Origin of the sequence: Psychrobacter sp. A3 (genome assembly GCF_028823565.1) — a bacterium.
GTDB classification, from domain to species: domain Bacteria; phylum Pseudomonadota; class Gammaproteobacteria; order Pseudomonadales; family Moraxellaceae; genus Psychrobacter; species Psychrobacter celer.
The window spans coordinates 1-21,235 of sequence record NZ_JAPEHS010000043.1 but is presented as its reverse complement, the minus strand read 5'-3'; the positions used below and the strand labels follow the sequence as shown (position 1 = coordinate 21,235).

Here is a 21,235-nt window from a genome sequence, read left to right as displayed (position 1 = left end):
CAGTCTTTTTTGTGCGCCAAATGATGGTTGTCGCCCGCACACAGTCTTTAGCCATAATCCAACACAACACCCAAAAAAACCAGCTATATTAAAACCAGCCCTACTCATAAAAAAAGCCGATGACAATCACGGTCGTTGGTGCAAAACAAATTGACACGGAGGTGTACGATGGGAGGTTTCTATCCGCGTTTTAACCAAGCATTATTGTTGACGATGACATTAGCATTTCTGCCTGCTATCTCTGCGTGCTCACAGCCGCAGGCAGATCCTAGCAAAAAAACCATTCCGACCAACTCTAATCAGTGGCAAAAAAAGCTCGGTGATACTTTTGAGCAACTGCCTAAGACCGATCAGCAGCTGCTCAGTCGCTATATGCTGCGCATGAAACTCAGCGGTGCCTATGAGTCTGGTGCGATGCCGCGCACTACGATCAAACAAGCCTTGATACAGCAGCGTGAATATGAGCGCTTGCATCCCAATAATCCCACGGGCAAAAAAAGCCCCATCATAAAAAGTCAGCAAGCGGCCACGGCCAACGCGCAACACTACCCTGTGGCGCTCTTGCCAGTCAAAAGCAGTGATAGCGACAGTTTAAACCAAGTAAAGCTCCAGTTTATGCTATCCAACCATGGCGAAGTCGCCATCGATAGCTTTAAGGGTACATTGGTGATGAAAGACATCGCGTTGACCCAAGGCAAGCGCTTTAATGTCCCGTTGACTGTGTTTGATCCTGCTATCAAACCTGAGCAGTCTGGCAAAATTATCATCGAGAGTAGCATTGAGGACATCAATGTCATGCGCGCTATCAGAAACACCAGAGACATGACTATTGAGATTAGCGAAGGGACGTTGACACTAGCAGATGGTCAACACGTTGAGTTTGATGAGTCTTTAATCAAATAAAACATCACTAGTACGCGCCTAGGCATATAAATGAATACGCAGGTAAGAGACTGGCTAAAAAGTAACAAGCGCTCTCTTGTCATTATTTAAGTGATAAAGCGCGCTAATACACGCCCATAAAAAAAGCCCCAATCATTGCTGATTGGGGCTTTTCGAATTTGGCGGAGACGGAGAGATTCGAACTCTCGAAGGGCTATGAACCCTTGCCGGTTTTCAAGACCGGTGCATTCAACCGCTCTGCCACGTCTCCATTGGTGCATCATTATATAGATATCATTTCATAATGCAAGCAGATAATCTAAAAAAATTAAATTAATTTATCGATGGGTACAAATCACGGATTTAATGACCGCTGGAGGCCAAATGCAAACACATATCAAGCAGTCTATTGGCATAGCCCCACTCGTTGTCATACCAAGCAAAAACCTTGTACTGCGTACCGACCTGCATCAACTGCTGACCATCAATGATAAGCGACTCGGTCTGATGGATAAAATCGCTGGATACTAGTGGCTCATCGGTATAGGCCATGATATCACGCAAATGACCGTCGCTGGCGGCTGTCAGTACTTCACGAATCGCCTCAGTGCTGACAGGCTGGGTGTCAAAGACAAAGGTCACATCGATCGCTGCAACGGTGATGGTGGGTACACGGATAGAGTGACCATTGACCTTGCCGACCATCGCCGGTAATACACGCTCGGTCGCAGCGATACTGCTCGAGGTCGTAGGTATGATGTTATGACCTGAAGCACGGGCGCGTCTTGGATCTCGGTGCGCTTGATCGAGCACAGTCTGATCAGCGGTGACTGCATGAATCTCTGTCATCATCGCGGAGGTGACGCCAAAAGCCTTATCAAGGGTATCGATCAGCGGTACCAGCGCTTGGGTGGTACATGAGACGCTCGAGATAATCGGTAGCGCCCGCGTCAAGGTATCGCTGTTGACGCCCATCACGATACAGGCATCGACATCATCGAAAGGCGCTGCACCGATAATGACCTGCTGCGCGCCCGCCTCGATATGCAGATGCGCCTGCTCATAAGAGCGAAAGTGCCCCGTACACTCCAGTACCACATCGACCCCTAACGCTTGCCATGGCAGGCTCTTAGGATCTGGCTCTGAGAGTATATTGATACAGTAAGTCAGGCTGTTTTTGGTCAGGCACAGCTGGGTTTTATTCTCATCCGTACTGGCGACCACCAGCTCAGCTGCCACGCCCAGCTGACTTAAGCGGCCATGCGCACTATCAAACTTTAATAAATGCAATAAAATATCAGCAGGTGCCAAGTCATTAATTGCCACCACATGAATCGCTCGACCCAAGACCTCAAAACGCTCTAATAAGGCGCGCAGTACATTACGCCCGATACGGCCAAAGCCATTAATCGCCACTCGTAATGGCTGGGTATGCTCGCCTGTATAAGACATCGCGGCGACGGCTGGATCAGAGGTCAGTTGATAAGTGGCGCTAGAAAAATCAGGCATAAAAACATATCGCTATAAAGATAAAAAACAAGGCAAATCACTGAGACGATATCACATCATCGCCTAGCCCTATGGGGTAATAAAAATCAAGGCCAGACGAATGGTGTTGTAATCGATACGCTGCTTGAGATGCTCAAAGACTGGGCGCAGCTTAACACTGCCATCATCATTAAAGTCATTGGGGTTGTTGGCGACTTTGATCGCGATATAAGCGGTACCTACTGCCGTCATCACCTCATCGTCTGGGCGCAGATGGTCACAGGCCAAGCTTGGGTCCTGCGCTTTTAACTCTGCAATATGGCGCATGATGGTAGATTGCGACAGCTGGCGCGCTTGTGATATCTCAGCGATAGACAAACTCTCTTCGAGGAGCGTTTTGGTTGCCAGCAAGGTGCTTTGGGACTTATCAGCGACCTGGTTGCGGCGTTGCGTTTTGGTTGCCAGCAAGGTGCTTTGGGACTTATCAGCGACCTGGTTGCGGCGTTTTTGTTTTTTGTCAATCTTTGCCTGCTGCTGCTCACGGCGCTTTTTTTGTAGCGCCGCGTAGGCATCAATCACTGATTGATTCAGCGTACCGCCCGACTTTAAGATAAACTTGTCATGCGCTTGTGTCAGACTCTCTTCATTGAGCATGGCATAGTTGGCATCCGCCTCTTCGGAGAGCGCCAAAAACCGCTTATCCGCCCCACGTGCGAGGGGGTCTAACTGCAGACTCATCTCATTCATGCCAAGCAGCTGCAGCCCTGCTAGCGACTTGAGGCGTGAGAGCGCCACATAGCCTTGGCCCAGCTCAAACGTGCGCGACAGATCAATCTCTGCGGCCTCTAGGGTCATGCCTTGCGATTTGTGAATGGTAATTGCCCAAGCCAGACAAAGCGGCACTTGGCTGTAGCTTGCCAGCACCTCCCCTGTCTCATCTTCGATGATCCACTCTTCTGTCTCAGCGACGACCTCACGGCCTGAGTTTAGCCGCACCACAGGCATTTTTTGCGTGGTGTTCTTTTTGGTTTTTGCCTTCTGTTTGTCTGACGTATCTGTCTTTTTGGCCGTCTCTGCGTCATTGTCTGCATCGACTTCTTCAATTAAGGCTTCGCTATTGCCCTTACCATCGTCTATCTTGACAGCGGTAAAGCCAACCAGCTCACCCATGGTGCCATTCGAGACGCCAAGCTCGGTGTTGTTTTTGATAAACATCACCTTAGCGCCGACTTTGAGCGTCAGCTCATCTTGGGTACGCACGGTCTTTTTGAGCGTGTCGACCAGCTTACTATCGCCCGTCGAGGTCGCCTCAAAACGCATCATCTCGCCATCTAGGGCGGCCAGCTCTTTGTCATTGATTTTATTGACATTGAGATTGTGAGTATACAGTCGGGTGCGCTTGATATCGACGTCTTGATCATAGGTCGCCTCTAGTGCCGCAATCGCCTCAAAGGTGACTTCTTGGCGGCGAATTTGGTTGAGAATGTCATCCAAATCCAGTCCGCCATTGGCCGCCTCGCTCACTTGACGATGCTGCTCAGACAGATAGCAAATATGAAACTTGGCATCGAGCCATGCCTCAGACATAAAGGCAAACTTTTCGCGGTTACTCTCGCCGCGACTGCCAATCGGTGGCAGCTGAAAAAAGTCGCCGGCAACGACCACTTGGATACCACCAAAGGCACTGTCGTTTTTGCGCACGTGTTTGAGCACTTGATTGACTAAGTTTAGCTGCTTGGCATGCAGCATCGATATCTCATCGATGATAAGTACCGCTGTTTCTTTTAGGCGATCTGCCAAAAACTGTTTGCGCGATAGATTGCTCAAATCGCGCTCCGTCAGCTCATCTTTGATGCCTATTCCTGACCAGCTGTGAATGGTGGTACCGCTCATGTGCGTCGCTGCAATGCCTGTACTGGCTGTGACTGCTACTGGCACACGGCGCGCGCGCAAATAATCAATATATTGGTTAAGAGTATAAGTCTTACCCGACCCTGCCGATCCAGTCAAAAAAACGTTTTGACCTGTTTTTAAAATATTAAGAGCAGAAGATTGACGCATATATCCAAACCAATAAGTAATAAAAGAAAATAGGAAGTAAAAATACCGCATTGCATCGCACCCAAGTGTGCGGCACTGCCATTTAATTATAACAGCTGCACTCACTTTACAAAGCACTTTAGCAGGCGCTAATCGCATAACACAAAGTTATGCGATACGAAATATATCATTATAAAAAGTCATTATCACTCAACGCCAAAGCTCAGTACGATAGAGTCATAGCTTGGTCAGGAAGGCCAAATATTTATGTTCCAACCATCATAATACCCAACAAGGAGTCGTTCATGTTATACGCCTATCCCAATACTGAAAACAGTCCCGTCCAATTCCGCAGAAAATACGACAACTTCATCAATGGTGAGTGGGTCGCCCCCATCGATGGTGAATACTTTGACAACCCAAGCCCCATCGATGGCAAAATCATCTGCCAAGTGGCACGCTCAAAAGAAGCCGATATAGAAAAAGCACTCGATGCCGCGCATGCTGCCAAAGATGCTTGGGGCAAAACCAGTGTCGCTGAACGCGCCAACTTGCTCCTCAAAATCGCAGACAAGATGGAAGCCAACCTCGAAGCCATCGCTATCGCCGAATGCTACGAAAACGGTAAGCCTGTGCGTGAGACTTTGATGGCGGATATCCCGCTGGCTATCGATCAGTTTCGCTACTTTGCCAGTGCCATTCGCGCCCAAGAAGGCGGCATCAGCCAGATCGATGAAGACACCGTTGCTTATCATTTCCATGAGCCACTAGGCGTGGTCGGACAAATCATCCCGTGGAACTTTCCTATCCTGATGGCGGTGTGGAAAATCGCCCCCGCTCTCGCTGCTGGTAACTGTATCGTCATGAAGCCAGCTGAGCAAACGCCAGCATCCGTGCTATTTATGCTAGAGACCATCGGTATCGCTGACATTTTGCCAAAGGGCGTACTAAACATCGTCAATGGCTTTGGCGTTGAAGCTGGTAAGCCACTGGCCTCTAACCCGCGCATCAATAAAGTCGCCTTTACTGGTGAGACCACGACCGGCCGCCTCATCATGCAGTACGCCAGTGAAAACATCATTCCTGTGACGCTAGAGCTGGGCGGCAAAAGCCCCAACATCTTCTTTGCCGATGTGATGGATGAAGACGATGACTTCTTGGACAAAGCGGTCGAAGGTTTGGTCATGTTTGCCCTCAACCAAGGTGAGGTCTGTACGTGTCCGTCACGCGCACTGGTACATGAAAGTATCTATGATGAATTTATGCAACGCTGTATCGAGCGCGTCAAGGCCATCAAGATGGGCAACCCGCTAGATACTAATACCATGATTGGCGCGCAAGCCAGCTCAGACCAATTAGAAAAAATCCTCTCTTATCTGGATATCGGTAAGCAAGAAGGCGCAAAAGTATTGGTCGGCGGTGAACAAGCCAAACATGATGGCGCGCTGGGCGATGGTCATTATGTGCAGCCAACCATCTTTGAGGGCACCAATGACATGCGCGTGTTCCAAGAAGAAATCTTTGGCCCTGTACTTGCCGTCACAAAGTTTAAAGACGATGACGAAGCCATGAAAATCGCTAACGATACCTTATATGGCCTAGGCGCTGGCGTCTGGACTCGTAGTGTACATAAGGCGTATCGCTTTGGCCGTGGTATCCAAGCGGGCCGCGTCTGGACCAACTGCTATCACATTTATCCATCACACGCGGCCTTCGGTGGCTACAAGCAATCAGGTATCGGCCGCGAAAACCATCTAATGATGCTCGACCATTATCAGCAAACCAAAAACATGCTGGTCTCTTATAGTCCCAAAAAGATGGGCTTCTTTTAAGCCTGTCTGTCACGCACTTTGTGGCAGCCGCCATAAAGTAATGAGTTGGTAGATATGACATCTACCAACTCACCATCCACGATAAGGAGAATGCAACGTGAGTAATAAAATGAAAGCGGCCGTACTACATGAGTTCGGACAACCCTTGCAGATTGAAGAAGTGGATATCCCAACCCCAGGTGCCGGTCAGATATTAGTAAAAATGGAGGCCTCAGGCGTCTGTCACACGGACCTTCATGCCGTTGAAGGAGATTGGCCAGTCAAACCAAGTCCACCATTTATCCCAGGCCATGAAGGCGTCGGTATCATCACCTCTGTCGGCGACAACGTCCATCACGTCAAAGAAGGCGACCGAGTCGGTGTGCCCTGGCTCTACTCTGCTTGCGGACATTGTACGCATTGCCTAGGCGGCTGGGAAACGCTCTGCGAGCAGCAAGAAAACTCCGGCTACTCAGTAAACGGCAGTTTTGCTGAGTATGTCTTGGCCGATGCCAACTATGTCGGTATCATCCCTGAAGGCGTCGACTCTATCGAGATTGCCCCGGTGCTGTGCGCGGGTGTCACCGTCTACAAAGGTCTTAAAATGACGGATACCAAGCCTGGCGATTGGGTGGTGATCTCAGGTATCGGCGGACTTGGGCACATGGCCGTTCAGTACGCCATTGCCATGGGCCTTAATGTCGCGGCGGTCGATATCGACGATGAGAAGCTTGAATTTGCCAAAAAGCTGGGCGCCAAAGTCATCGTCAACGCCAAAGACACCGATCCTGGCGAGTATCTCCAAGAGCAGATCGGCGGCGCTCATGGCGCCCTTGTGACAGCGGTATCGGCCAAAGCCTTTGACCAAGCGCTAAGCATGCTCCGCCGCGGTGGCACCTTAGTATGTAACGGCTTGCCAACGGGCGACTTCCCTGTCTCTATCTTTGATACCGTGCTAAATGGCATTACCATTCGTGGCTCTATCGTCGGTACGCGCCTAGACTTACAAGAGTCGCTAGACATGGCAGCGGCAGGCAAAGTCAAAGCGACCGTCAAAGCTGAGCCTTTAGAGAACATCAATGATATTTTTGCGCGGATGCATGATGGCAAAATCGAAGGTCGTATCGTCATCGACTATAATCAATAACGGATAGTAAAATGACAGTGTTATAAGCTTATTGCATAGTTATTCCAACTGTCAATTATCAGCCGAAGGTCGTATCTTTTTAGTCATATGCCAGTTGTGATGTGTCTGAAGATGATGCGACCTTTTTGATTTGACTGTGGCATACTGATACTAGAGAGCAATTATATAAACCATGGATGGGCCATAAGAAGGAGTACGATATGAAACTGGCAGCAACAGAGTCGTGTAAGGCGTTGATTGAGCTACTAAAGTCCAAGCATGGAAAGCTGATGTTTCATCAGTCAGGTGGCTGCTGTGATGGTAGCTCGCCGATGTGCTATCCATTAGGAGAGTTTAAAGTAGGCGATCAGGATGTGCTGGTTGGTGAGCTTGTTGGCTGTCCATTTTATATGGGACGCGCACAATACAATCTATGGCAGCATACCGATTTGACCATTGATGTCGTCAATGGTCGCGGCGCCAGTTTTTCGCTGGAGATACCTGAGGGCAAGCGCTTTATCGTGCGCTCTGAGGTGTGTGCGATCGATGATGAAACCGCTAAATAGATATTAGCTTACATTAACCACGCCGCGACACTTAGGAAACTGCGCGCACCCATAAAAGGACTGTCCTTGGCGTGCGCCATTTTTTGCCACGCGTTTGACCATCTCACCATTACATCTTGGGCAGGTTGGCGCTTGATCGATACTAGCGTCATGGTCTGTCACTTTAAGTATCGCAGGTTCATTCACTTTTGGCTCAGACTCTACAATCTCAAATGGCGTAAGAAAAACCTTATCAGCCATATCATGCGGTTTGATTATTTGCTGAGTATTCAAACTATCGATCGGTAACTCGCTAGAGTCAATCTCAGTTTGACCAGACCATCGATGCACTTCTCTACTCTTTAGGATAGTTCTATCAACGGTTTCTTTTATTATAGACTCAGGTGTAGGATTCTCAGTATTCTTACTTGGGTTGCTATGCTTGTCTTTTAGATAGGCTTTGTGTTGGCGATTGGTGCGCCATGACTTGCTAAATTTATTGCTCTCGATCTGCTCGACAATAGATGTGACCTCGTCTTCGGTGAGTAGCCTATCTTCTTTCTTCTTCACATAAGACACCATACCACCTGTTAACACGTGTTCGGGTAGCTCATCACGGGTTTTTAGCTCGCACTCACCGATAAAAGCAATCATCGAATGGAAGTAGCTCAGCTCCAAGCCTAATAAATCTGCGAGCGTCTTAATATGTAAGTAGTTTTGACGTAGCGGATTTTGGAACTTGAATTTACTTCCATTTGGAAAGGCTTGTGTCCACTGCTTTTGCTTCTCGCTACCGTATATCCAACCTTTGTAGTTTTTGGTTTCAATGACAAAGATGCCGTATACAGAGACGATGATATGATCGATTTGCGTACTGCCACCATTGGCTAATGGCAAAGTGACATTGTTTAGCCGATGATAAACGTCTTTTTCAAGCTTTAGCCACATGGCGACGTTGATGACGGTTTCGCCTAGGAAGCCTTTGAAGGAGGATTTTAGGGACATGGTTTTTCTTTCGATACGTAGATAGAAGTCGTAGGGAGTATATATGCAATGAATAGAATAAATAAAAAAATTACATTCAATTTTTGTAGCGCAAACTGAATCATTCGCAGATTAAAAATTAGGTATATTTTGGTATACATTTTTTTATATTACTATAAAAACTATCATAAATATTTTCAAAATCTTCTTGTTTTTTTTCAAGTCTGTCTAGATTTTTTTCATTAGAATTCATCTCATAAAGTCTCTGAGCGACACATAAATCCAATCCTATTTGTAGAAAAACCTTACACTCATCTTCAAGTTCAGAAAAATATAGTATTGTTAATATCTCAATTTTTCCACCTTCTCTGGAAAAATTACTAAGATCGAAGCTTTTACTATCTTTACCCTGAAAACGCTTAGCTTCGTTCTCTTTTACAAGCGTAGCAAAATCTGCAAGCCTGAAACATAGTTCCTCAAACTTCTCTCTGAGGAAAGCTCTACGCTCTTTTTTTCGGTCAAAGTATTGAGTAATAAAAATACCGCACAAGCCCAAGAATCCAATAATAAAGGCTGCTATCACTCCTTCACTTAGACCTATTTGTTGCAACCATGTTGTATGTGTTGTTATCTCGTTCTTTTCCATATATCTCATCCAAATTTCAGCATCATAAAATCAGAAACTACAATCCTTGATAATTGCTATGCTTCAAAACCAAATAAAAGTTTATTTAAACCAAAAAAAATAAATGGTGCCGTATTTTATTGAAGCTATTATACTAGTAAGCAAGTATTGAAAATAACTACTAAAAACAACTATATACAAAAAAAAGCCACCAGATTTCTCTGATGGCTTCTCCTTCGATACTAACTCAGTTAGGTCTATTACACCAAACTATTTACCGCTTCAACCACAGCGTCGGCCGTAATACCAAACTCTTTATACAAATCGCTGGCTGGTGCTGACTCGCCATAAGTGGTCATACCGATGACTTTGCCATCGAGACCAACAAACTTATACCAGTAGTCTACGTGCGCCGCTTCTACTGCGACGCGGGCGCGGATGGTGGCAGGCAATACTGACTCACGATAATCAGCGTCTTGCTCCATAAAGATCTCTGCACATGGCATAGAGACCACACGCACACCAATGCCATTTTCGCTAAGCGTCTTGTGCGCTTGCATCGCAAGGCCAACTTCTGAACCAGTGGCGATGATGATAGCCTGTAGCTCACCTTGCTCTTTCGCCAGTACATAACCGCCTTTGGTGATGTTCGCTACTTGCTCGCTGTCACGTGCTTGATGTGGCAAGCTCTGACGGCTAAAGATCAATGCAGATGGGTTGTTTTCTGATTTGATTGCTTCTACCCAAGCACTTGCAGATTCAGTCGCATCACACGGACGCCATGTACGTAGATTTGGCGTGGTGCGTAGGCTAGTCAATTGCTCAACTGGCTGATGCGTCGGGCCATCTTCACCCAGACCGATAGAGTCATGCGTATAGACATGGATGACGCGCTGCTTCATCAATGCGCCCATGCGTACCGCGTTACGCGCGTACTCCATAAACATCAGGAACGTCGCTACGTAAGGGATAAAGCCGCCATGCAAGGCGATACCATTGGCAATCGCGGTCATACCGAACTCGCGCACACCATAATAGATATAGTTGCCATCAGCGTCTTTCTCGATGCCTTTAGCACCTTTGAATAGCGTCAGGTTCGAGCCAGCAAGATCTGCCGAGCCGCCAAGTAGTTCTGGCAGTAATGGCTGCAAGCTGTTGATCGCATTTTGGCTGGCTTTACGACTAGCGACATCGCCACCGGCTTCTTGCGTTTGCTGAATGTAGGCTTGCGCTTGGCTAGCAAAGTCAGCTGGCAACTCACCATTTAGACGACGTGACAATTCTGCGGCAAGCTCTGGATAGGCTTTTTTGTACGCTTCAAAGTCTGCATTCCAGTTCTTTTGCTGCACATCGCCTTTGGCTTTGGCATCCCATGCTTCATAGATTTCATCGTCTAGCTCAAATGGGGCATGTTTCCAAGACAGCGCATCACGAGTCAAGGCAATTTCATCATCACCAAGTGGCGCACCGTGGCTAGCCGCTAGACCTTGCTTGTTCGGGCTACCAGCACCGATAGTCGTTTTGCAAATAATTAGGCTTGGCTTAGCAGTTTCTGCAATCGCTTGCTCAGTTGCGCGCGTGATCGCATCAGTATCATGACCATCGACTTTGATAACTTGCCAGCCGTAAGACTCAAAGCGAGCTTCGGTATCGTCGGTAAACCAACCCTCGACATTACCATCGATTGAGATACCATTGTCATCATAGAAGAAGACCAGCTTGCCAAGCCCTAGCGTGCCAGCTAGCGAGCACACTTCGTGACTGATGCCTTCCATCAAGCAGCCATCGCCCAAAAACGCATAGGTATGATGATCGACGATGTTATGGCCGTCGCGGTTAAACTGGGCGGCAAGGGTTTTTTCGGCAATCGCAAAACCAACGGCATTGGCGATACCTTGGCCGAGTGGGCCTGTGGTCGTCTCAACACCAGGGGTATAGCCATACTCAGGGTGACCTGGGGTTTTTGAATGCAGCTGACGGAAGCCTTTTAGGTCATCGACACTGACGTCATAACCAGTCAAATGTAGCAATGCATAAATCAGCATCGAGCCATGACCATTTGATAAGACAAAACGGTCGCGGTTGTGCCAGTTAGGATCGGCAGGGTTGTGCTTTAAAAATTTACGCCACAAAACCTCGGCAATATCGGCCATGCCCATCGGCGCGCCCGGGTGCCCTGAGTTGGCTTTTTGAACCGCATCAAACGACAGTACACGGATGGCATTGGCTAGTTTACGTTCGCTAATTGGAGCTGGCATAGAGTGTCCTAATATTCGAATCAGAAATGTGGAGCATAAGAGAAGGGTTTACTCGAGGATAGTCTGCCAAAAACGCCTGACGCATCATCGACAGACAGACGATAAAGTCAAAGTGCTATATTAACATATTTGCCATCAGGCACGCTAAAAATGCGCTGATAGAATCGTTTGTATTTAATCATCATTTGTATCATTTTTTCAAACCAACACGGATCAAAAAACCGCGAGCCCATTGATGACCCGCAGCTTAGATAGCAATGTAGATGGCAATTTAGAAAAACATCTCTGCATTAAACCAAAATGGTCTCAGCGCCGCCCATATATGGACGCAGCACTTCTGGAATGCTAATACTACCGTCAGCGTTTTGATGGTTTTCCATCACTGCCAGCAGCGTACGGCCGACAGCAAGGCCTGAACCGTTTAGCGTATGAGCAAGACTGGTTTGTTTGCCATCTTTGACTCGTGTGCCCATGCGGCGCGCCTGAAAGTCGCCGCAGTTTGAGCAGCTAGAGATTTCGCGATAGGTGTCTTGGCTTGGTAGCCATACTTCGATGTCGTAGGTTTTTTGCGCAGCAAAGCCCATATCACCAGTACACAGCTGTACCACCCGATAAGGCAGATTTAGCTGCTGCAAGATATCTTCGGCTTGACCTGTCATCGCCTCAAGCAAATCATCTGACTGCTCGCTAGTAGCGATATTGACCATTTCGACTTTTTCAAACTGATGCTGACGAATCAGACCACGGGTATCACGGCCATGCGAGCCAGCTTCACTACGGAAGCAGGGCGTATGGGCGGTAAACTTCAATGGCAGCTCTTTGATATCCAAACGCTCGCCGCGTACCAAGTTGGTCATTGGCACTTCTGCAGTCGGAATCAGATAAAAATCCATCTCATCGTTATTGGTATGATTGGTCAATTTAAACAAATCTTCTTCAAACTTTGGCAATTGGCCGGTGCCTTTTAGGCTCTCGCTATTGACGATATAAGGCACATAAGTCTCAAGATAGCCGTACTTGAGCGTATGGGTGTTCAGCATAAACTGAATCAAAGCGCGATGCATCTGTGCCAGCTGTCCTTTGAGCACATTAAAACGACTACCGGTCAGCTTGGTGGCCGCTTCAAAATCCAGCATGCCCAAGGTTTCGCCGATATGGGTATGGTCTTTGATGTCAAAATCAAACTGACGCGGCGTTCCCCATTTGCGCACTTCGACATTATCATCCTCTGACGTTCCGACAGGCACATCTGCTGCTGGAATATTAGGGATTTGCATGGCCGCTTGTGTGATGCGCTCTTGCAAGGTACGCAGCTCATCTTCTGCCGCCTTAATCTCACCGCTGATGCTTTGCATTTGAGCCAGTAGCTCGCTGGCATCTTCGCCGGATTTTTTTAGCACGCCCACTTGCTTTGCACCCGCATTACGGCGCGATTGCAGCTCTTCGGTTTTGACTTGCAATGACTTACGCTCGGATTCAATCGACTGCCAAAACTCCATATCAAGCGTGTAGCCACGAGTGGCCAGTTGTTGCTGTAAATCGCTTAAATCGCCGCGTAAGAGTTTTGGATCTATCATAATAGTTGCCTGTAACACTAAGAGTGAATAAGAAGTTTAAACATTATTAGTATAATTATTGGTCAGCTGATACTTATGACCAAGCTTGATAACTCAATAACTATCTTGCCATGCTGCCATATTTTTTATCAAACTATATGGGTGCCGCTATCATACCAAGACCCAGCAGATTTGACCATGTTTTGCCTATATTTTGGCGATGTTCTCAGTGATATCGCGATAACGCCCTAACAAGACTTTAATGGTGCTATATTCACGCCGTAGCGCTTGTTATGCTGGAGTGATTTTTATTTTATAAAATTACCACCTGCGCACAGCGCATCCATAGAAATATAAGATCAATCCCGCCATCGCACCGCTTATATGTTTCATTTAAGAGCGCTTTTCGGTAAGATAAGCGCATGTCTTTTTTCTGTCTTTAGCCAAGTATGGCGACGCTGTCCTGCTTTGGCGATCGAAACCCAACGCTGTTAACACAAGTATCTGAGAAACCTCTATGGCCCTGTACCCTTACACGCTCCAACCCATCGCCTTAAACCTCACCGAGGCCGAATTTCATCAAGCACAGTATGAGCTGTTTGCCAGTGCGAGTCCCTCATTTGGTTTATCCAGTTTTAAGACCAAAGAATGGGTCGTCATGGCCGTGGTCGTGATACTAGCGATTGCAGGTTTGATGTTTGTCACGGGCTACTCTACGATTATCTTTTGGTTAATGCTGGTGGCCGTGGTGATTTATGTACTGGTGCGTACCTTTGGTTTTAAATGGTACGTCAAAAGAGAGTTTGAAAAACAAGTGGCCGATCAAGAAATGCCCGATGAGATGCGCCAGATGAAGCTGGGCGTACAAAAGCACGGACTGGTGATGGCCATGCCTGTCAATCAACCAGAGATGTTCAATAGCAATCAGATGCGCGGCATGCAGATGCGTGCAGGCCAAACTCAGCAAGCCGTCATTCCATGGACTGCTGTCAAAAGCTGGGATGAAACCGACGATTACATCTTTATGATGTTTGAGGTTAAAGGCCAACAAGGCAGCCAGATCGTCCCAAAACGCCTACAAGCGCAAAAGTTTCCGATCGATACCGTGCGTCAGCATCTCCAAGAAGTGGTACCTGTCAAAGGCTTAAACCCTGAAAGCTTGCAACCGCCTGCTTAATAATATTTTTTAGCAGCTTATGATACAAAAGCGCTCTATACCTCTAGGGCGCGCCTTGGTTCTAAATAACCAATCACATGATTAAAATTAATGAATTTAACTTATCCATTATGTTTTGCTATGATAGCCACCAGTAGAAGAAAAAAGGGTTTAGAAGTCCCCAAAAGGTGGCATGAGGACGGTACCTACTTTTGATAGCAGATACCTTTGTTTATGATACTGGCTATCGGCCGCCTCATAGGCAACTGATAGATGTTGTGGTGCAAGTATCGCCGTATCATTTATATTGTTATTTTTTTTGGTAAAACGGCTATATTATATGAATGAGCATAGCCACGTAGCCTATGACTTGCTACACTCTTAGTCTTCTTTATTATCAAGCTTTTTAGTGGTTTTTTTGGTCATCTTTTTGATGACTCAAGATTAGATACGCTACTAGGCTTTTAATAAGACTTTTTATTGAACACTCAAACTATAAGGATAATATCATGAGTAATAATGCAACCAATCAGATTGGCCTAGAAAAAGCAGACATGAGCGAAGTCATCAGCAAGCTAAACGACTTACTATCAAGCTATCATATGTTTTATATCAACGTCCGTGGTTATCATTGGAACGTCAAGGGCGAGCACTTCTTTACTTTGCACCCACAGTTTGAAGAGCTATATACCAGCCTACAAGTAGAGATCGACGAAATCGCTGAGCGTATCTTGACATTAGGTGGTACGCCATTACACGCTTATAGCGACTTTGCTCAGCACACCAGCATCTCTGAAGACAAAAACGTCAAAGATGGCAACGCTTGTGTAAAAGGTGTGGTCACAGGCCTAAAAGCTTTGATCGAAGAGCAGCGCGACGTGTCATTAGTGGCCGAAAAAGCCGAAGACCAAGGCACAGCAGACTTGGTCGATGAATACGTACAACAGCAAGAAAAACTGATCTGGATGTACAACGCGTTTTTGGGCTAAGGCTATAAAATACGCTGCTTATACTTATACATAAGCACTAAAAATATAAGTACAAAAAACATAAGCATTAAAAAAGCACCCAATGGGTGCTTTTTTTTGGTTCAAAACACTTAGGCTGCTTATTTTTGAATCCACTGACGGATTTTTTCGCGCTCCGCAGGGGTCGCCTGTAGCCATAACTGCATAAAGCTATCAAGAGTATTATCGGTTTGCACAGCCGCTGGCACAGGTTGCGCGGTGCCTGTATTGACACTACTCTGGGCCGGCTGAGCCGCTGGCTGCTCTAAAGCGGCAATCGCTCGCTGGTTTTGTCGCTCGGCGTCACCTGCACCACCAAACACGCCACCGATGGCTTTACCCAAGCCTGAGAACAGTCCGCCTTGTTGATTGCCGAGGCTTTGCTGGCTGGCAATCACGGTATTATTTTGCTCTACAGCCAATGTCGGACGTTTGGCATACTCTCTCGCCGCTTCGTACGCTTCTGGCTGATTTGGCATGGTCAGACGATAGGTCTGATTGTCTGCTAATTGCGCGGTCACACTGACATTTCCTGAGCGCAAATAGTCGTGCTCATCACGGCGCAAGTTGTACAAACGGTCGTATTTGGCCGTAATCGCATGCGTACCAGGCTGCAACGTAAACTTCTTTGTGAGCGGCTGAAAGGCACTCTGCTGCACTTCTTGACCATTGATGGCAGTGACCTTGATATGATCATCGACCAACAGCGTCACGGCCGCGTGCGATAGCATAGAGACAGAACCTGCCCCTATGAGCAAAGCACTGGTGGTCAGTTTTTTTAACAAAGAGGCATGTGGTTTCATAAGTGGGTCCAGTAGTCATGTGGCGTTTTAGAGAATAAAGCGGGTTGGCAAACAGTTGGCAAACAATGGGTAAAAACCGTTGTTTTTTGTATGACAGCGTATGGGGTTACTCATAACATACGCCGTTATTTATCGCGCATTCAAACTTAGAAAAAGCAATCAAACCTATTAAAAGTAAAAAACACACCGCCTAAAAGTCGAGTGGCATGGTATGTTGGTCTTGCTCTGCTGTGCTGCTATCTATTTGCGTCTCTTGAGCAATATCTGCCAGCTCAGCGGCCAGCGTTTGCTCATCGATGGTACGCAGCGCATCACTGATGACGGCTTTGGAGATATTGCTGCGACCAAGATTGGAAAACATAGGCTGAATATAGTTGAGCACGTCCATCATCGCACCGATACGGTGTGGCCCGTCAGTCAGCAAGTGATCGATGATACGGTCGTCAAACTGCCAGCCGCGGCGGCGCAAGATAGATTGCAGCAGCGCTTGACGGTCAGCGAAGTCATGGCCATTAGGAACCTTAAAGGTCGGCGATTGAGCCAAACGCGTCAGCAAGTCCCTTAGCCCAAAGGGTAACTCACTTGCAGGTTTGTTGGCAGCAAACAATAGCTGGCGCTGCCCTTCTCGGCTACGATTAATCAGATGAAACAAAGCCTCTTGCCACTGGGTGCTTTGCTCTAGCACCTCCAAATCATCAATAGCGATTAAATCAAAGTTTTCTAACGACGAGAGGACATGGACATCTGTATGAATCAGCTCATTGAGCGACAAGCAGATAGCCGTCTTATCCATTTCTATATACGACTCACAAATAGCGGACAACAGATGAGACTTGCCCGTCGCAGGACTGCCAAACAGGTATAACTGACCGATCAAGCCGACATGTAGCTGCCTGACTGCATCAATAATCGACATCCAACCAGGACCTGCAAAATCGCTAAGACTTGCATCGTGCTTAATGTCCAGATTGAGACTTAGCTGTGCTTCTGCCATGAATCATCAACTCGGTTTGCGTAGCGCAATCACTAAAAAGGCTAAACGACTAATATTTTTAAACTGGCTTGGGTAGCTTGTGCTTTTATGAACGCTGACCCAAGCCAACCTAGGAACGATAAATACCGTGAATACTGCGCCTATATATAACATATTTGTAAAATGACTGACAAGTCTTTTACCCTTTACCTTGCGTCAATCAGCATTTACGTTCATACAATCCATGTTATAACTTTTATCACTCATCATTCGGGCGCATTCTCATTTTAAAATGGTGATAACCACGGGGTAAATCAAACACTAAGACACATGAATCATTGATCCTTAAATAATGTCAGTTGCTTGTGGCCTTTATACAGATCGGTTGAGCGATAATAATCATACAAATGGCGAAACAACACATTGAGGACAGCTGACACAGGCAGTGCAATCAGCATCCCGACAAAGCCTAATAAGCTTGCCCCTGCCAATACCGCAAAGATGACCCACAGCGGCGATAGACCAATCTTATCCCCCAACAACAGTGGCTGCAGGATATAGCCCTCTGCTGCTTGCCCCACCAAAAACGCCCCAACAATCAATGCCAAATAGGTCCAGTCTAGCCCAAACTGAAACAAACAGGCGACAATGGCCGCGATAAAACCGATACCAAACCCCAAGTAAGGCACAAAACTTGCGATACCTGCCACCATCCCGATGATCAGACCCAGCTCAAGGCCGATAAGCTGCAACTGCACTGCATATATCGCGCCCAGTAGTACCATGACCAGCAGTTGACCTTTGATAAATGCCATCAATGCACGGTCGCACTCATGCGCTACCTGTAACACTTTTTTGCAATAAGGTGCTGGTATGGCCATCTTCCAAGTCTGCAACCGCTGATCCCAGTTGAATAAAAAATAAAAAGTCAAAATCGGTACCAATACGATAAGACCTGCATTGTTGATAAAATTCATACTAGAGGCGATGATTTGACTCATCATCGTACTGGCATCTGCAAACTTATAGTTCGTCTGCATATAGTCGACCAAGGTTTCAGAAAACCCTTTGGCTTCTAGCTCAGGCAAACGAATACGGCTGTTATTAGCAAACCATTCACGCACGACTTGATTGTACCAATTTAGCACCTTTGGCAGATAGTCCCAAGCCGCTTGCAACTGATGCCATAACGTCGGTACCAGCCACCAAAGCAGCAGCATCATACCCAGCGTGATGGTGGCATAGACAATGATAATCGCCACCCAGCGCTTGATATATTTCGATAGGCGCTTGACCAGCGGATTAAACAAATACGCCAGTACAAAAGCAAAAACAAACGGAATAATGACTGGCATCATCAAATACAATAAAAAAAGCGCCACCACCATCGCCGCCACAATAAATAAGCGCCGAAAAAAAGGATCTATGGTTTGGTTTATCATGGTGGGTAACCCTGCGATTGGCTAATGAAAATAGTAAACAATGAAAAATAGTAAACAATGAAAAATAGTAAACAATGAAAAATAGTAAACAGTGATTGACAATGATTTTGCGTTCTATTATCGCAAAGTACAATGAAAAATAGTAAACAGTGATTGACAATGATTTTGCGTTCTATTATCGCAAAGTACAGCAAAAAATCCGTCATTTTTTGTTTCTTATATGATTGTAAGTAGTAATATGCCAGCAAAACCATATGGTGCAATCACAGGCAACAGTCACTTTTAGTCATTCACTATAGTCATGATGTTTTATGGTTTGATAAGGGTTTTTTGGCAAGCACTGATGATCTGGCGCAAACTGATGCAAATATAGTGAATAAGTGGCAAGTTGCTTTGCGAGTCAGGGCGGTTTTTGGGTATAATGCGCCCACGACCTTCAGAGTTATCACAACCAACTCGCTTTTTGACCCACCTTCATTCCTTATAAATTTTGTGAGATGACCATGAGTAACAAGCCTTCTTTAAGCTACAAAGATGCTGGCGTTGATATTGATGCTGGCGATGCGTTGGTTCAACGTATTAAATCAGTGGCAAAAGCCACCTCTCGCCCTGAGGTTGTAGGCGGACTTGGCGGCTTTGGAGCGCTTTGTCGTATTCCGACTGGTTACACCTCGCCTCTACTGGTATCAGGAACGGACGGTGTCGGCACCAAACTTAAACTGGCATTGCAGCTACAACGTCACGACACCATCGGTATCGATTTGGTCGCTATGTGCGTCAACGACTTGCTTGTATGCGGTGCTGAGCCATTGTTTTTCTTAGATTACTATGCAACAGGCAAGCTGGACGTCGATGTCGCAGCGACTGTGGTCACTGGTATTGGCGATGGTTGTAAACTTGCAAACTGTGCACTTATCGGTGGTGAAACTGCTGAAATGCCAGGTATGTATCAAGACGACGATTATGACCTCGCTGGATTCTGCGTGGGCGTGGTTGAAGAAAGCGAGGTCGTGACTGGTGACAACGTTGCCGAAGGCGATGTTCTGATTGCCCTAGCTTCGAGTGGCGCGCACTCAAATGGCTACTCATTGGTGCGTAAGGTCATCGACGTAAGCGGCGTGGATGTCACCACAAGCGACGAGATGCTTGACGGTCAGCCTATTCAGGATGCCTTGATGGCACCGACTCGTATCTATGTACAAGCGGTGCAAGCACTACAAAAAGCGCTTGGCAATGAGCATCTACACGCCATGTCACACATCACAGGTGGCGGCTTGACCGACAATCTACCGCGCGTCTTACCAGAAAATCTGGCTGCGAGCATCGATACCAGCAGCTGGCAGTTTTCAGAGTTATTCACTTGGTTACAGACCCAAGGCAATATTGAGCAAAGTGAGATGTACCGCACCTTTAACTGCGGCGTTGGTTTTGTCATCGTGGTACCTAAAGACAAAGCTGAAGCAACGATCAAAACATTGACTGACGCTGGTGAAAACGCTTGGCAACTCGGCGAAATGGTCAAACGTGAAGCCGATGCCGTGGTATACCGTTAATGTCAATTGATCAGACAAGCCAATCCATCAAGCCATTACGCATTGCCGTTTTGGTATCCGGAAGTGGTAGTAACCTACAAGTGCTCATAGATGCCATGCAAGCAGGTGCGCTACCGATTGAAATCGTTGGTGTCATTAGTAATCGCGAAGACGCCTATGCCATCACCCGCGCCAAAGACGCAGGCATCGAGGTCGCCGTATTGTCACATGTGCCCAGCGGCAAACGTATGGGCATCAAAACCTTTGAAGCTCATGCAAACGAGCAGCTCATTGCATGGCAACCTGACTTGGTTGTTTTGGCAGGTTTTATGCGGGTATTGAGCGCAGACTTTATTGATAACGCGCCTGCACCGATGATCAACCTGCACCCATCGCTACTTCCCGCCTATAAAGGGCTAGACACGCATACCCGTGTACTTTGCTCAGGTGAGCGTGAGCACGGCTGTAGTATCCATGTGGTCACTGCTGAGCTGGATGCAGGACAAGTGTTAAGCCAAGCGGTCTTGCCGATTCGTCATACCGATACGCCTGATAGTTTGCAAAAGCGCGTACAAGTGCTGGAGCATCACTTATTGCCGTGGACGATATTACAAATCGCTATTGGCGGCGTGTCATTAACGCCAAATGAGCAAGCCTCTAGTATCTTGCCTGCCCTGCCCTTACGTTTATTGATTGACGCTTAGTTGTTTTAAGATATTATTTTTACCCACACAAAAAAACCCAGCTATTAAGTAGCTGGGTTTTTCTTTTTAGTCTTTAACAGTTTTACGTGTTATTCACTGTTATTTTCCAAACACGTGTACTGCTTTGATGTTGACAAACTCTTTAATACCAAAGCCGCCGTGCTCACGACCATAGCCTGAGTTCTTCACACCACCAAATGGCAGTGCAGGATTGGCAAGACCGTAACCATTGATATAGACCATACCAGTATCGAATTGCTCACTGGCTAAGCGAATGGCTTTTTCTTCATCTTTTGAGAAGAT

At 46.8% G+C, this 21,235-nt stretch carries 18 protein-coding genes and 1 tRNA gene; 8 read left to right on the top strand and 11 right to left on the bottom strand.

The window, feature by feature from the left end:
• Window positions 1-168 precede the first annotated feature (168 nt).
• The gene (locus NK638_RS07670) at window positions 169-903 is read left to right on the top strand and encodes a hypothetical protein (protein ID WP_274632541.1); all 735 of its coding nucleotides are present in this window, start codon (window positions 169-171) and stop codon (window positions 901-903) included.
• A 159-nt stretch (window positions 904-1,062) separates the two neighbouring features.
• Here the strand turns inward: NK638_RS07670 and NK638_RS07665 are convergent.
• The 3 genes from NK638_RS07665 to NK638_RS07655 form a co-directional block, all read right to left on the bottom strand.
• Window positions 1,063-1,153: transfer RNA gene (locus NK638_RS07665), tRNA-Ser, on the bottom strand.
• Window positions 1,154-1,245: 92 nt separating this feature from the next.
• Window positions 1,246-2,334: a type I glyceraldehyde-3-phosphate dehydrogenase gene (locus NK638_RS07660; protein WP_274632542.1), complete on the bottom strand. Its 1,089-nt coding sequence runs from the start codon at window positions 2,332-2,334 to the stop codon at window positions 1,246-1,248.
• 126 nt (window positions 2,335-2,460) lie between these two features.
• Window positions 2,461-4,431: an AAA family ATPase gene (locus NK638_RS07655; RefSeq protein ID WP_274632540.1), complete on the bottom strand. Its 1,971-nt coding sequence runs from the start codon at window positions 4,429-4,431 to the stop codon at window positions 2,461-2,463.
• Between the two features lie 284 nt (window positions 4,432-4,715).
• Between NK638_RS07655 and exaC the strand changes: the two genes are divergently transcribed.
• From exaC to NK638_RS07640, 3 genes are all read left to right on the top strand, one after another.
• Window positions 4,716-6,242 (top strand): acetaldehyde dehydrogenase ExaC, encoded by a 1,527-nt coding sequence (exaC, locus tag NK638_RS07650; protein WP_274632539.1) that lies wholly within the window; start codon window positions 4,716-4,718, stop codon window positions 6,240-6,242.
• Window positions 6,243-6,339: 97 nt separating this feature from the next.
• Window positions 6,340-7,368, top strand: coding sequence for an alcohol dehydrogenase AdhP (gene adhP / locus NK638_RS07645; RefSeq protein WP_274632538.1), 1,029 nt, complete (start codon window positions 6,340-6,342; stop codon window positions 7,366-7,368).
• 200 nt (window positions 7,369-7,568) lie between these two features.
• Entirely contained in the window at window positions 7,569-7,913 is a 345-nt protein-coding gene (locus tag NK638_RS07640; protein ID WP_274632537.1) for a DUF779 domain-containing protein, read from the top strand.
• 3 nt (window positions 7,914-7,916) lie between these two features.
• Here NK638_RS07640 and NK638_RS07635 read toward each other — a convergent pair whose 3' ends face one another.
• The 4 genes from NK638_RS07635 to serS form a co-directional block, all read right to left on the bottom strand.
• Window positions 7,917-8,897, bottom strand: a complete 981-nt coding sequence (locus tag NK638_RS07635) for an NERD domain-containing protein (RefSeq protein ID WP_274632536.1) — start codon at window positions 8,895-8,897, stop codon at window positions 7,917-7,919.
• A 118-nt stretch (window positions 8,898-9,015) separates the two neighbouring features.
• Window positions 9,016-9,522 carry a hypothetical protein gene (locus tag NK638_RS07630; RefSeq protein ID WP_274632535.1) on the bottom strand — a complete coding sequence of 169 codons (507 nt, stop codon included), beginning with the start codon at window positions 9,520-9,522 and terminating at the stop codon, window positions 9,016-9,018.
• Between the two features lie 239 nt (window positions 9,523-9,761).
• Entirely contained in the window at window positions 9,762-11,759 is a 1,998-nt protein-coding gene (gene tkt / locus NK638_RS07625) for a transketolase (protein ID WP_274632534.1), read from the bottom strand.
• Between the two features lie 290 nt (window positions 11,760-12,049).
• A complete protein-coding gene (gene serS, locus NK638_RS07620) occupies window positions 12,050-13,336 on the bottom strand; it encodes a serine--tRNA ligase (protein ID WP_274632533.1) in 1,287 nt (428 codons plus the stop codon).
• A gap of 496 nt (window positions 13,337-13,832) precedes the next feature.
• Between serS and NK638_RS07615 the strand changes: the two genes are divergently transcribed.
• Entirely contained in the window at window positions 13,833-14,492 is a 660-nt protein-coding gene (locus NK638_RS07615) for a YcxB family protein (protein ID WP_274632532.1), read from the top strand.
• 488 nt (window positions 14,493-14,980) lie between these two features.
• Window positions 14,981-15,460, top strand: a complete 480-nt coding sequence (locus NK638_RS07610) for a Dps family protein (RefSeq protein WP_105243933.1) — start codon at window positions 14,981-14,983, stop codon at window positions 15,458-15,460.
• Between the two features lie 119 nt (window positions 15,461-15,579).
• Here NK638_RS07610 and NK638_RS07605 read toward each other — a convergent pair whose 3' ends face one another.
• From NK638_RS07605 to NK638_RS07595, 3 genes are all read right to left on the bottom strand, one after another.
• A complete protein-coding gene (locus NK638_RS07605; protein WP_274632531.1) occupies window positions 15,580-16,281 on the bottom strand; it encodes a DUF2057 family protein in 702 nt (233 codons plus the stop codon).
• Window positions 16,282-16,471: 190 nt separating this feature from the next.
• A complete protein-coding gene (hda, locus tag NK638_RS07600) occupies window positions 16,472-17,275 on the bottom strand; it encodes a DnaA regulatory inactivator Hda (protein WP_105243935.1) in 804 nt (267 codons plus the stop codon).
• A gap of 314 nt (window positions 17,276-17,589) precedes the next feature.
• Window positions 17,590-18,696: an AI-2E family transporter gene (locus tag NK638_RS07595; protein ID WP_100749790.1), complete on the bottom strand. Its 1,107-nt coding sequence runs from the start codon at window positions 18,694-18,696 to the stop codon at window positions 17,590-17,592.
• A 503-nt stretch (window positions 18,697-19,199) separates the two neighbouring features.
• Here NK638_RS07595 and purM point away from each other — a divergent pair.
• Complete coding sequence (gene purM, locus NK638_RS07590) at window positions 19,200-20,249, top strand: phosphoribosylformylglycinamidine cyclo-ligase (RefSeq protein ID WP_274632530.1); 1,050 nt, start codon at window positions 19,200-19,202, stop codon at window positions 20,247-20,249.
• Window positions 20,249-20,932, top strand: a complete 684-nt coding sequence (gene purN / locus NK638_RS07585; RefSeq protein ID WP_274632529.1) for a phosphoribosylglycinamide formyltransferase — start codon at window positions 20,249-20,251, stop codon at window positions 20,930-20,932. Before purM ends, purN begins: the two co-directional genes overlap by 1 nt.
• A 99-nt stretch (window positions 20,933-21,031) precedes the next feature.
• Here purN and NK638_RS07580 read toward each other — a convergent pair.
• The coding region (locus NK638_RS07580) for an aldehyde dehydrogenase family protein (protein WP_274632528.1) at window positions 21,032-21,235 on the bottom strand (204 nt) is incomplete at its 5' end.